Origin of the sequence: Chryseobacterium sp. MEBOG07, from assembly GCF_021869745.1 — a bacterium.
Taxonomy (GTDB): Bacteria; Bacteroidota; Bacteroidia; order Flavobacteriales; family Weeksellaceae; genus Chryseobacterium; species Chryseobacterium viscerum.
Map to the genome: position 1 here is coordinate 4,397,169 of NZ_CP084579.1, position 12,739 is coordinate 4,409,907.

Annotated in this window: 11 protein-coding genes; 8 read left to right on the forward strand and 3 right to left on the reverse strand. The window is 36.0% G+C overall.

The window, feature by feature from the left end; all coding sequences use genetic code 11:
- Window positions 1-111: 111 nt before the first annotated feature.
- Window positions 112-2,442, reverse strand: coding sequence for an ATP-dependent helicase (locus LF886_RS20110; RefSeq protein ID WP_236851324.1), 2,331 nt, complete (start codon window positions 2,440-2,442; stop codon window positions 112-114).
- 277 nt (window positions 2,443-2,719) lie between these two features.
- Here LF886_RS20110 and LF886_RS20115 point away from each other — a divergent pair, with 277 nt between their 5' ends.
- From LF886_RS20115 to secG, 3 genes are all read left to right on the forward strand, one after another.
- Window positions 2,720-4,033, forward strand: coding sequence for a M16 family metallopeptidase (locus LF886_RS20115; RefSeq protein ID WP_236851325.1), 1,314 nt, complete (start codon window positions 2,720-2,722; stop codon window positions 4,031-4,033).
- Between the two features lie 53 nt (window positions 4,034-4,086).
- Window positions 4,087-6,117, forward strand: a complete 2,031-nt coding sequence (locus LF886_RS20120; protein WP_236851326.1) for a M16 family metallopeptidase — start codon at window positions 4,087-4,089, stop codon at window positions 6,115-6,117.
- A 132-nt stretch (window positions 6,118-6,249) separates the two neighbouring features.
- A complete protein-coding gene (gene secG / locus LF886_RS20125; RefSeq protein ID WP_236851327.1) occupies window positions 6,250-6,597 on the forward strand; it encodes a preprotein translocase subunit SecG in 348 nt (115 codons plus the stop codon).
- A gap of 52 nt (window positions 6,598-6,649) precedes the next feature.
- On the opposite strand, the gene LF886_RS20130 is transcribed toward secG, so the two are convergent.
- Entirely contained in the window at window positions 6,650-7,489 is an 840-nt protein-coding gene (locus LF886_RS20130; RefSeq protein ID WP_236854341.1) for a glycosyltransferase family 2 protein, read from the reverse strand.
- Window positions 7,485-8,096, reverse strand: coding sequence for a recombination mediator RecR (gene recR, locus LF886_RS20135; RefSeq protein ID WP_109738695.1), 612 nt, complete (start codon window positions 8,094-8,096; stop codon window positions 7,485-7,487). The genes LF886_RS20130 and recR overlap by 5 nt, the downstream gene beginning before the upstream one ends.
- A 278-nt stretch (window positions 8,097-8,374) precedes the next feature.
- Here recR and LF886_RS20140 point away from each other — a divergent pair, with 278 nt between their 5' ends.
- The 5 genes from LF886_RS20140 (at window position 8,375) to LF886_RS20160 (ending at window position 12,681) form a co-directional block, all read left to right on the forward strand.
- Entirely contained in the window at window positions 8,375-8,980 is a 606-nt protein-coding gene (locus tag LF886_RS20140; protein WP_124530695.1) for a hypothetical protein, read from the forward strand.
- A 22-nt stretch (window positions 8,981-9,002) separates the two neighbouring features.
- On the forward strand, window positions 9,003-9,494 hold the full coding sequence (locus tag LF886_RS20145) for a hypothetical protein (RefSeq protein WP_236851328.1): 492 nt from the start codon (window positions 9,003-9,005) through the stop codon (window positions 9,492-9,494).
- Between the two features lie 141 nt (window positions 9,495-9,635).
- Window positions 9,636-11,078, forward strand: coding sequence for an aminoacyl-histidine dipeptidase (locus LF886_RS20150; protein ID WP_236851329.1), 1,443 nt, complete (start codon window positions 9,636-9,638; stop codon window positions 11,076-11,078).
- A 199-nt stretch (window positions 11,079-11,277) separates the two neighbouring features.
- Complete coding sequence (locus tag LF886_RS20155) at window positions 11,278-11,859, forward strand: TIGR00730 family Rossman fold protein (RefSeq protein WP_152290823.1); 582 nt, start codon at window positions 11,278-11,280, stop codon at window positions 11,857-11,859.
- A gap of 33 nt (window positions 11,860-11,892) precedes the next feature.
- The gene (locus tag LF886_RS20160) at window positions 11,893-12,681 is read left to right on the forward strand and encodes a DUF2971 domain-containing protein (RefSeq protein WP_236851330.1); all 789 of its coding nucleotides are present in this window, start codon (window positions 11,893-11,895) and stop codon (window positions 12,679-12,681) included.
- Window positions 12,682-12,739: the final 58 nt, after the last annotated feature.

A 12,739-nucleotide genomic window follows, 5' to 3' on the forward strand; every position in this document is an offset into this window, starting at 1 on the left:
TTATTGTTTCTTTCTATCCCTCATTTAAAATTAAGATAATTTAAAGAATTTTCAATAAAAAAACGGATTCAAAAATTGAATCCGTTTTCTTTATATTGTATTATTCTGAAATTAAATCTTGGTCAGTTTAGCATATTTCAGGATCAGGTTTTTCTCTCCTTCATGGATGAAAATAACCTTCGCTTTGATATTCTGAGGATCTGTTCCGTCCAGAAAACTCACTTCTCCTATTCCGAAACGGTCGTGTCTCACTTTATCTCCCACTTCAATATCCTGGGACGAAGCTCCGCTTGGATTGATAATTTTTGCGGTGCTTACCGGCTTCAGTTTTCTTACTTCCTGTGCCGGTTTTGAAGTATCTCCTTTATCTATTGTCTTTTTCTCTACCTTTTTAAAAGCTTTCATTTCAGAAGGATGTTCATCAAAAATATTAGATTTCACTCCTGCATTATTGATAAATCTTTTTTCCAAAGCCGGATTAAGGAATTCAATGTATTCATCATCAATTTCACTTAAGAATCTTGAAGGCTCCGCATCTGTAATTTTCCCCCATTGGAAGCGGGAAACAGCATACGAGAAAAACACCTGCTTTTCAGCTCTCGTCAGTGCTACATAAAATAATCTTCTCTCCTCTTCCAGATCTTCTCTGGTTGCAGAACTCATAAAACTTGGGAAAAGGTTTTCTTCAAGTCCTACTAAATGAACTACCGGAAATTCCAACCCTTTTGAAAGGTGAATCGTCATCAATGAAACCATATCATCTTCCAGATTCTTATCCTGAGTATCGGCAGAAAGCGCAATGTTTTCAAGGAAATTGGAAAGGCTTGGGTCTCCGTCTTCCAGCTGTATCTGCTCCTCAATGAATCCCTGCATAGAGTTCATCAATTCCTGAACGTTTTCTACTCTGGAAATTCCTTCCGGAGTCTGATCATCTTTCAAAAATTTGATTAAACCACTTCGTTTTGCCACTTCCATAGCAACACTGTAAGCAGTCTCTGTTTTCAGCAATACCTGGAAAGCTTTTATCATGGACCAAAAGTCATTCAGCTTGTTTAAAACTCCATTATTCAAACCTAATTGCGGTGAATACATCGGAAGATTATCCAAGACTTTTGAAACCGCAATATTATGAGCATCTGCAAAAACGATCAGCTTGTTCTGTGTGGTCTCTCCAATTCCTCTTGCAGGATAATTGATAATTCTCATCAACGCTTCAGAATCATTTTCATTGATCAGAAGACGCAGGTATCCAATAAGATCTTTCACCTCCTTTCTTTGGTAGAAAGAAAGTCCTCCATACACTTTATATGGAATATTTTTACGTCTCAGCGCATCTTCAAATGCACGGGTCTGAGAATTGGTTCTGTATAAAATAGCAAAATCGCTGTACTTTCTCTGGTCCCGGTTACGAAGTTCCCAGATATTTCCGGCCACGAAATTCGCTTCATCAGCATCGGAAAGAGACCTGTATATTTTGATCTTATCTCCCTCTTCATTATCACTGAACACATTTTTCTTAAACTGCTGCAAGTTTTTTGCAATCACAACATTGGCAGCATTTACAATATTCTGTGTAGAACGGTAATTCTGCTCCAGCGATACCGTTTTAGCATCCGTATAATCTTTTTTAAAGTTTAAGATATTGTAGATATTCGCACCACGGAAGGAATAGATGGACTGTGCATCATCTCCTACCACACAGATGTTTTCAAATTTTGAAGCCAGTGCTTTTACAATAAGATACTGTGAGTGGTTCGTATCCTGGTACTCATCTACCATGATGTATCTGAATCTATCCTGATATTTCGCCAGCACTTCCGGAAAACGAGTAAGCAATTCATTGGTTTTCAACAACAGGTCATCAAAATCCATAGATCCGTTTCTGAAACACTGATCAACATACCGCTGGTAAATCTGACCTATGAATTTCATATTCGCCTTTTCATCAGCCTCCATCAGTTCAGGATTGTTGAAATAAGCTTTTACCGTAATCAGGTTGTTTTTATAATTTGAAATTCTTGCCTGAACTTTCTTTGGTTTATAAAGATCTGCATCAATATTCATATCCTTCAGCACTTTTTTGATCACGTTCAGGGAATCCTGCTGATCATAAATGGTAAAATTGGAAGGATATCCAAGGTAATGAGCCTCAATTCTTAAAATTCTTGCAAAAACCGAGTGAAAAGTTCCCATCCAAAGGCTCCTTGCATTACTATCTCCTACTACTTTTGCAATACGGTCTTTCATTTCACGTGCCGCTTTATTGGTAAAGGTAAGAGCCAGGATATTGAAAGGGTCTATTCCATTGTGTATTAAATGGGCAATACGCATGGTAAGTACACGCGTTTTCCCGGAACCAGCTCCCGCAAGCACCATCAAAGGTCCTTGTAAAGAAGTAACGGCTTCATATTGTGATTCATTGAGTCCTTTCAAATAATCCATACAGCAAAAAAATTTTGGGAACACAAAATTAATGTATTCAGAGGAGAATTCAAACTTTCATATAGAAGTTAGATTATTAGAGGTTAGAATTTAGAGACTAGCAGGCCATTGGTGAGAGAAAAGGGTTTGTCATTGAATTGGTGAAATAAAGAAGAGGTAAGAAAAAAATATTTTTAATATATAGGTTCTAGTTTTCGACTTCTTATCATATATTTTATAAAGATCTGTAACAATTAATTCACTTTTCACACTAATTGGTAAACAATTTCTAAATTTTATGAAAAAGCGACTTCTTTCTGCTGCTGCCGTAGCTTTCTTCGGGCTAATGCTGAATGCACAGCAAATCAAATTCGAAGAATATGACCTTCCCAATGGTCTTCACGTAATTCTTCATCAGGATAATTCTGCACCGGTTGTCACGACAGGTGTAATGTACCACGTAGGTGCAAAAGATGAAGTAAAAGGCAGAACAGGTTTTGCTCACTTCTTTGAACACCTTTTATTTGAAGGAACTCCTAATATCAAAAGAGGAGACTGGTTCAAAATCGTTTCTTCAAACGGGGGTGAGAACAACGCCAACACGACCAATGACAGAACGTATTACTACGAAACATTCCCTTCCAATAACGAACAGCTTGGGCTTTGGATGGAAGCGGAAAGAATGCGTCACGCAGTTATCAACCAAATTGGAGTGGATACACAGAGAGAGGTTGTAAAAGAAGAAAAAAGATTGAGAATGGATAACCAGCCTTATGGAAATCTTTTCACAACGATTCAGAAAAATTTATTTACAAATCATCCATACAACTGGCCAACAATTGGTTCTATGGAAGATTTAAATTCTGCTAAACTAGAAGAATTTCAGGCGTTCTACAAAAAGTATTACATTCCGAATAATGCTACTTTGGTAGTGGCAGGAGACATCAAGCCTGAGCAGACTAAAAAATGGATCGAAACGTATTACGGAGGAATTCCAAAAGGAACAATTTACCCGAAAGATTTCCCGAAAGAAACCCCTATTACTCAGGAAAAAGAAGTTACTGCTACTGACCCGAACATTCAGCTTCCAGCTTATATCTTTGCCTACAGAACCCCTGCTAACAAAGAAAAAGATGCTTATGTTTTAGATATGCTTTCTTCTTATTTAAGTAACGGTAAATCTTCAGTTTTATATAAAAAATTAGTTGATCAGGAAAAGAAAGCGCTTCAGGTAGGAGCCTTCAATCAGGGTCTTGAAGACTACAGTATTTTCGCATTCTACGCGATTCCGATGGGACAGACTACAAAACAGGTTTTACAGGCTGACATTGATGCTGAAATCAAAAAAGTACAGGCTACTTTGATCTCTGAAGAAGATTACCAAAAGCTTCAAAACCAGTACGAAAACCAATTTGTAAACGCCAACTCTAGTATTCAGGGAATTGCTGCTTCATTGGCTACCAACCATGTATTGATGGGTAACACGAATTTGATCAATAAAGAAATCGACATTTACAGAGCTGTCACAAGACAGGATCTTCAAAATGCGGCTAAAAAGTATCTTAATTCTAACCAAAGAATAATCATTAATTACGTACCTGAAAAAAAGTAATCATTTCAACTTCTCAGGTTAAATTATGATTATTTAAAATTAAATTTTTACAAATGAAAAAGCAATTAACATATATAGCTGCAGCGTTTTTCTTTACAGGAATGGTTTCAGCACAAAAAATAGATCTTAATGCAATGCCGAAACCGGGACCTACTCCTGCGATCAACATTGCCAAGCCAAAAACTTTCCAGCTAAGCAACGGTCTTACGGTAATGGTGGTGGAAAACAACAAACTGCCAAGAGTAAGCGCAAGTCTTTCTATGGACAGACCTCCGTACAACGAAGGAAGCGTAACCGGAGTAAGCCAAATCATGGCTGAACAGTTCGAAAACGGAACAACAAACATCAGCAAAGATGACTTCAACAAAAAAGTAGATTATCTTGGTGCTAATCTTAATTTCTCTTCTAATGGAGCTTCTGCCAACTCACTTTCAAAATATTTCCCTGAAGTATTAGGTCTGATGGCTGATGCGATCATTAATCCTAAATTCTCTGCTGAAGAAATTCAAAACTCTAAAGAAAGAGCTGTAGAAGGATTAAAATCTGAAGAGAAAAATGCATCTTCTATCGCTGGAAGAGTTTCTTCTGCTTTGATGTATGGAAAAAATACGTCAAGAGGTGAATTTGAAACAGTTGAATCTATCAACAAAATTCAGTTAGCTGACGTACAAAATACGTATAAAAAATACTACGCTCCGGATAATGCTTACTTAGTAATCGTAGGAGACGTAAAATTTGACCAAGTAAAATCTTTGATCGAGAAATCTTTCAACGGTTGGAAAAAAGCAAATACTCCTGTTGCACAGTTAGAACCGGCTTCTAATGTTGCTAAAACAGAGATCAATGTAGTGGATGTTCCTTCTGCAGTACAGTCTGTTGTTTCATTAAACAACCTGAACAACCTGAAGATGAAGGATGCCAACTATTTCCCTGCAACAATCGCTAACTACATTCTTGGTGGTGGTGGTGAAGCAAGGCTTTTCATGAACCTTCGTGAGAAGAACGGATTTACTTACGGTGCATATTCCAGTATGGTTGCCAGCAAGTATTCTCCACAATTCTCTGCAAGTGCAAGTGTAAGAAATGAAGTTACAGACAAAGCTGTTAAAGAATTCATGAATGAACTTAACGCTATTTCTACTGTAAAACCGGAAGAGTTGGAAAATGCTAAAGCTAAACTGAAAGGATCTTTCATCATGTCTTTGGAGCAGCCAGCTACTATCGCAAGATTTGCTTTAAACCAAAAAGTTCAGGACTTACCTGCTGACTTCTATACCAATTACTTAAAATCTATTGATAAAGTAACTGCTGCAGATGTATCAAATGCTGTAAAAACTACAATTTTACCAAACCAAAGCAGAATTTTCATCGCTGGTAAAGCGTCTGATATTTCTGAAGGATTGGAAAAACTTGGGTATCCTGTAAAATATTTCGATAAGGAGGCCAATCCGGTAACTAAACCTGCTGCACAGAAAGTAGATGCAAGTGTTACCATTGGATCTGTTGCTGATAAATACATCAACGCGATCGGAGGTCTTGCTGCTGTTCAGAAAGTAACTTCTATCACGACAGATGCCACTACAAAAATCCAGGGTATGGATATGACGATGAAACTGATCCAGGCTAAAGGAGGAAAAATGGCAATGGATATGAAAATGATGGGAAATACCGTACAAAAAATCATTTTTGATGGGAAAGACGGATACATGGAAGCTCAGGGACAAAAAATGCCTCTGAATGACAAACAGAAAGCTGATATGTCAGATCCGGAACTTTTCCCGGAACTTACTTTTGCTAAAAGTGCAGAATACAAACTGGCAGGAATTGAAAAGTATAATAACGAAGACTCTTATGTCGTAAAAGGAACTAAAGAAACTTACTATTACAGTGTAAAAACAGGCCTTAAGACAGGTGAAGTAAAAGCTGGAGAAGGAGGATCTATCCCTACAAGCTATGCAGACTACAAAGATGTTTCAGGAGTGAAACTTCCGTTTACCATCATCCAGAATATGGGCGGAATGGATATCAACCTGACTGTAAAATCTTACCTGATCAATCAGGCTAAAGATTCAGATTTCAAATAGAAACCTCTTATTTTTATAGAAAAAACGGCAACAATTGTTGCCGTTTCTATTTTTATCAACATTTGGCGACATCTTTCTTTGTCATTCAGTAAAAAAAGATTAAATTTGCCCATTCAAAAAGATATCAAATTAATGGATACTATATTTACACTATTGATGGTTCTTGTTATGGTTGCCAGTGTTTTATTGGTAATTATCGTTATGGCACAAAATCCAAAAGGAGGAGGCCTTTCCAGTACATTCGGAGGTGCATCATCTGCACAGTTTGGAGTACAAAGAACCAATGATTTCATGGAAAAAGCAACATGGACTCTAGGCGCAACTATCATCGTTCTTATCCTTTTGAGCGTTGTTATTACAGGTAAGCCGTCTCAGGTAGCCCCTAATCAGCCAGCGAAGAAAGAAGCTCCTGCAAAACAGTCAGCTCCTGCTTCTTCTACAACAACTCCGGCTAAAACTCCTTTGGCACCGGCAAAATAAGAAGAATACAATCTTACATAAAACAAAAGCAACTCAAAATTGAGTTGCTTTTTTATTTTAACTTGATCTTTTCTATCTGATGCCGAAGCTTCAATCCTGCTTTTAAAAATGAATACTGCACGGGCTTCGATTCTTTATAATATTTGTCAATAAAGATCTGCATTGCGCCGTAGAACCTCTTGAGATATACTTCATCTTTGATCGTACTTTCTCCCTTGTGATGAAGAATGGAAACTTTTCCATAATAGAAATTCTTATACCCGTTTCTTAAAAAGGTATAACAAAGATCAATATCTTCACCATACATAAAGTAAGCTTCATCCAGACCTCCTATTTTTTCGTAAACCTCTCTTTTAGCTAATAAGAATGCTCCTGTGATCACTTCTATTTCAGCAACAGCATCTTCTTCAATATCGTTTCTGTAATAGGTTTTTGAATTGTTCTTTTTAAAATTGGTAAACAGCTTTTCAAAAGAATTAAACATATCCGGTACCGAACGTTTACTTTCAGGCAGAAAATGTCCTTCCGCATCATGCATTCTTACTCCCAGGCATCCGAAAGAAGACTGCGAATCTGCAAAGTCCAGAAGTTCTTTCATATAAGGGCCTTCTAATTCCGTATCGGGATTCAAAAGCAGTATATATTCTCCTTTTGCAGTTTGAACCGCCTGATTATTCGCTTTTGAAAATCCTCCGTTCGTTTTAGAAGATATAAAATCTACGCTTGGAAACTCGGGAATAAGGTTTTCCCATGAATTGTCTGTAGAAGCATTATCAATAACAATCACTTCATATTCTACTTCTTGTATATACTTCTGAAGAGACAGGAGACAGCTTCTGAGCAATCGGGTAACATTATAATTAACAATAATAACGGACAGCTTCATATTAATCCTTTTCGTTGTATGGAAGCCTGTTGATAATAGATCTTCCTAAAGAAATTTCATCCGCATATTCCAATTCATCCCCTACTGAAATTCCTCTTGCAATGCTTGAAAAATTCACATTGAAGCTTTTAAATTTCTTGTAAATATAATAAGCTGTGGTATCGCCTTCCATGGTGGCACTCAATGCAAAAATAAATTCTTTCACCTTACCGTCATTCAGTTTCTTTTCAATACTTGGAATATTCAGCTGGCTGGGTCCTACCCCTTCCATTGGAGAGATTTTCCCGCCAAGGATCAGATATTTCCCTGTATATTTCCCTGTATTTTCAATAGCAATTACATCCCGTACATCTTCAACAATACAGATCAATTCACCATTTCTCTTTTCATTGCTGCATATTTCACAGATATCAAAATCTGAAAAATTATGACATTCTTTACAATATTTTATTTCGTTGACAAGATTAATCACGGAATTTCCAAGACTTACGGCTCTGGAATTGGGCTGCTTCAACAAATGTAATGCTAATCTCAAAGCCGTTTTTCTTCCAATCCCAGGCAATCCCGAAATCTCATCTACCGCCTTTGCCAACACTTTACTTGGGTAATCCATAGGTACAAAAATAAGGATTAAAGTTGAGGAAATGAGTATGAGAAGAGATGATAAATTGTAAGAATCACCTGTGAATCGTCAATTCGTTTCACTTATGAAAATTTATTCTAGGGAGATCTATTTACTATTGATTTTACACAGCAAAAATAGATTACTGATTATCGATCAACATCCGACTCCAGAATGTCCAAAACGATATTTTAAATTTCCCCAATACCTACAAACTCTAAAAAAACCGTTATATTTGCGGCTTAAATTAATATGAAAAAAAAACTAACATGGTACTTAACAATCTTAACTATCCTCTGGATTTCAAATTCAAAATCACTACTTTAGCAAGTGACTTCAACATTACCGACAAAAACGGGAATTATGTAGCGTATGTTCGTCAGAAAATGTTCAAGTTAAAAGAAGATGTTATCGTTTTCAATGATGAGAGCAAGTCTAAAGAATTATTCAGAATCAGAGCAAATAAATGGATCGATTTCAATGCGTCCTATTCTTTGAATGACATTGTTGACAATAAAAACTTCGGTAGATTGGCAAGAAAAGGAATGCGTTCTATCTGGAAAGCAAGTTACGATATTCTGGATGCCAAAGACCAGCCTAAGTTTAAAGTTCAGGAAGACAGTGCCTGGGTAAGATTCTGGGACAGCTTTGTAGGAGAAATTCCTATCATCGGAATGTTCACTGGCTATTTCCTTAATCCTTCTTATACAGTAACAGGTATTGATGGAAAAGCTTATTTTAAACTCAAAAAAATGCCTTCATTCTTTGGAAGAAGATTCCAGCTGGACAGACTGATCGATATTGATGACGAGGAAGAAAGCCTGGTAATCCTTTCTTTATTAATGATGACACTTCTTGAAAGAGCAAGAGGTTAAAAAATAACAAAACCACAAACACATGAAATATTTAATCATTTTATTTTCCGCATTTCTACTGGTAGCCTGCAAAAAGGAAAAAGAAACCGTTTCAGGTTCTGCTCCTGTTGATTCTTTACATATTGCTAAAGACTCTGCTTCAATTGGATCTTCGTCAGGAAATATTCTGGTGGGAACCATTCCTTTTCCTAAAGAAATTAAAGAATGTTCTTGCTATTTTGCTGTAAACAAAGCTGATTTTGAAAAGGAAAGATACATCTATGCAGACGATGCCGGGAAAACAGCCTACATGATGCTGGATGGCAAAAGACTTGCTATGAATCTTATTTCATCAAGTGATATGGAAGTAGATGAATTACTGACCAAAGAAATAGAAAATGATGATTATAAGATCTCTGTAAAAGGGAAAAAAGTAAAAGGCGAAGAAGCTTTATTGTTTGAAGGTACTTTGACTATTGAAAAGCCGGATGGCACTACTTTCACTACCCCGATCTATGGAGAGTGTGGATGTTAATAAGAGCGAAATCTCAAAAAGATAAAAAGGCAGATTAGCAAATTTGCTGTTTTACTTTTTTGCTTCTAAATACATACAAAAATGCTTCTGTATCCTACAGAAGCATTTTTTATTTCGTAAATTTGAGAAAAATAAAATTCAATGGAATTATCTAATATAGAACCGCAGATAATCTGGAAAAATTTCTCCAAGTTAAATGCTGTTCCAAGACCTTCAAAAAAAGAGGAAAAAGTAATTGCTTTCATCAAAGGATTTGGTGAAGATTTAGGACTGGAAACTACGGTAGATGAAGTAGGAAATGTCATTATTAAGAAACCTGCCACTGCAGGAATGGAAAACCGTAAATCTATTGTGCTTCAATCGCACCTTGATATGGTTTGCCAGAAAAACAACGATGTGAATTTTGATTTTGAAACAGAAGGAATCAAAATGGAAATTGATGGTGACTGGGTAAAGGCAAAAGGGACTACTTTAGGGGCTGACAATGGCTTAGGAGTGGCTACAATCATGTCTATCCTTGAAAGCTCAGATATTCCCCATCCTGCATTGGAAGCTCTTTTCACCATTGATGAAGAGACAGGAATGACAGGTGCTTTAGGATTAAAACCAGGTCAATTGGAAGGACAAATTCTATTGAATCTTGATACGGAAGAAGATGACGAGATCGATATCGGTTGTGCAGGAGGAGTTGATGTAACGATTACTCAAAGTTATCCAACTGAAGCATCAAAAGGACAGGTTGTAAAGATCAGTGTAAAAGGTCTTCAGGGAGGACATTCCGGAATGGATATTCATAAAGGTTTCGGAAACTCCAATGTTATTTTGGGACGACTTCTTTATAAAGGGTTGGAGAAACAAAATATAGAATTGATTTCTATCGACAGTGGTGGATTGAGAAATGCAATTCCAAGAGAAGGAGCTGCGATTATTTCAGTAAGAAATGCGCAGGAATTTATAGAAGAAGCAACCGCTCTTAAAAAGGATATTTTGGAAGAATTTGCTTCTGTAGAACCGGGACTTCAGATCAATATTGAGAACTCTACGTCTTCTGACAAAGCTACTTCTGAAGCAGATTCCAAAAAGATCATCCTTACTTTAAAATCTCTTCACAACGGAGTATACAGAATGAGCCCGGATGTGGCAGATCTTGTAGAAGCTTCCAACAACGTAGCAAGAGTAGAACTAAAGGGTGGAGAACTTAAGATTTTAAATCTTACAAGATCATCTGTAGATTCTTCTAAATATTCAGTAGCTGAACAATTGAAATCTGTAGCAGAACTGGCTGGAATGAATGTTGAATTCAGCGGTTCATATCCGGGATGGAAACCAAAACCAGGTTCAGAGATTGTACAATTAATGGAGAAGCTTTACACTGAGAAGTTCAATGAAAAACCTCATGTAGTAGCTTGTCACGCAGGTCTTGAATGTGGTATCATCGGTGCCAACTATCCTGAAATGGAAATGGTAAGCTTTGGACCAACGATCAGAGGAGCACACTCACCTGACGAAAGAGCCAATATCCCTTCAGCACAAAAATTCTGGAGCTTCCTGAAAGATATTTTAGCGAATATTCCTCAGAAATAGAACATTAAAATTACTATATTGAATATCCAAAGTCTTAAGATTTTGGATATTTTTAATTTAATTTAAACCATTAAGATAAATTAAGCTATAAAGAATCATTAAGAGTCTGCAGATCCTTTTTTAAAATATCAAAAGATATTTTTCTTAACCTTTCTTAATCACTTAAAAAAACTTAATGGTTCAAAAAACATTAAAAACAATGAAAAGTATCACTGTATTCTGCGGCTCAAGTTTCGGCTCGCATGACATTTACAAAGAACAGGCATTTCTGCTGGGACAAACCTTAGCAAAACAAGATATACAACTCGTTTATGGCGGTTCAGAAACCGGCTTAATGGGAACAGTAGCCAATGGGGCTTTAAGTGAAAATGGTAAGGTAATCGGAGTCCTGCCCCAGTTTTTACAAACCAAAGAAATTGCCCACAAAAATCTAACAGAGCTCATCATCGTGGAAACGATGCATGAAAGAAAGACCAAAATGAATGAACTTTGCGACGGAGTCATCGTTCTGCCAGGCGGTTATGGAACATTGGAAGAACTCTTCGAGATGATCACCTGGGCACAGCTCGGGCTTCACAAAAAACCGATCGGAATTTTGAATATTGACGGTTTTTATGATGATCTGATCAAATTGATTCAAACTATGGTGGATAAAGAATTCTTAAAGCAAGTCAACAAAGATATGCTCCTAGTAAGCGATACTATTGAAGATCTGTTGGAAAAGATGAGAAATTATCAGGCTCCTACAGTTTGGAAAGTGATTTCTAAGGAGGAAATTTAAAATAAAAAAGAATCACAAAAAACATTATACTATATGGATGACTATATTTATCACTATACCTCAATCGAAACACTTGCTTTAATTTTAAAAAATAAAAAAATAAGATTTAATAGTTTAAAAAATGTTGATGATATAAATGAAACCCAATTTTCTGATGAAAATAACATAAATCTTTCTTCACATACTTTAATTTCTTGCTGGACAAACAATGAAGAAGAAAATCTCGCATTTTGGAATATGTATACTCCTAATATGAAAGGGGTTAGAATCAAGATTTCTAAAAACCTGTTTCATGAATACAGCTTTAATACAGAATATGTCACTAATATTCAAAATACCTTAATCACAAACTCTTTAGTTCCAAAAAATGAATGCTTTAATTCTAATTACTGGATTGTCCCATTTAGTAAAAACTTCCTAGAAGTAGTTTACACTGATCAAGAAGACCTATTGAAGCCTCAAATTCTTAAAATAGAAGACAAGAATTTTACAGTAAATATTGGAGAAATTGGAAAATATAAATCTAAAATTTGGGAATTTCAAAAAGAAGTCAGATTTACATTATTTATTTTGCCAACAAGTGACTCAAATGGTAATCAAATTCATCCTCTAAATGATTTTCAAAAAATAATGTTCAATAAAATCCCTTGTCCAATTGAGAATTATTTTATTGACATAAAAGATGAACCATTTAAGAATATGGAAATTACTTTAGGCCCTAAATGCACCTTCTCAGAAGAAATAATTGTTGAAGCGTTATTAGAAAAATATAACCCTAATGCAAAAATCACCAAAAATAAATTTCAAGGATTAATAAGATGAGAATAATTTTTAAACAAAAAAACTCCTGAAAAATAAATTTTCAGGAGTTTCTTATTAA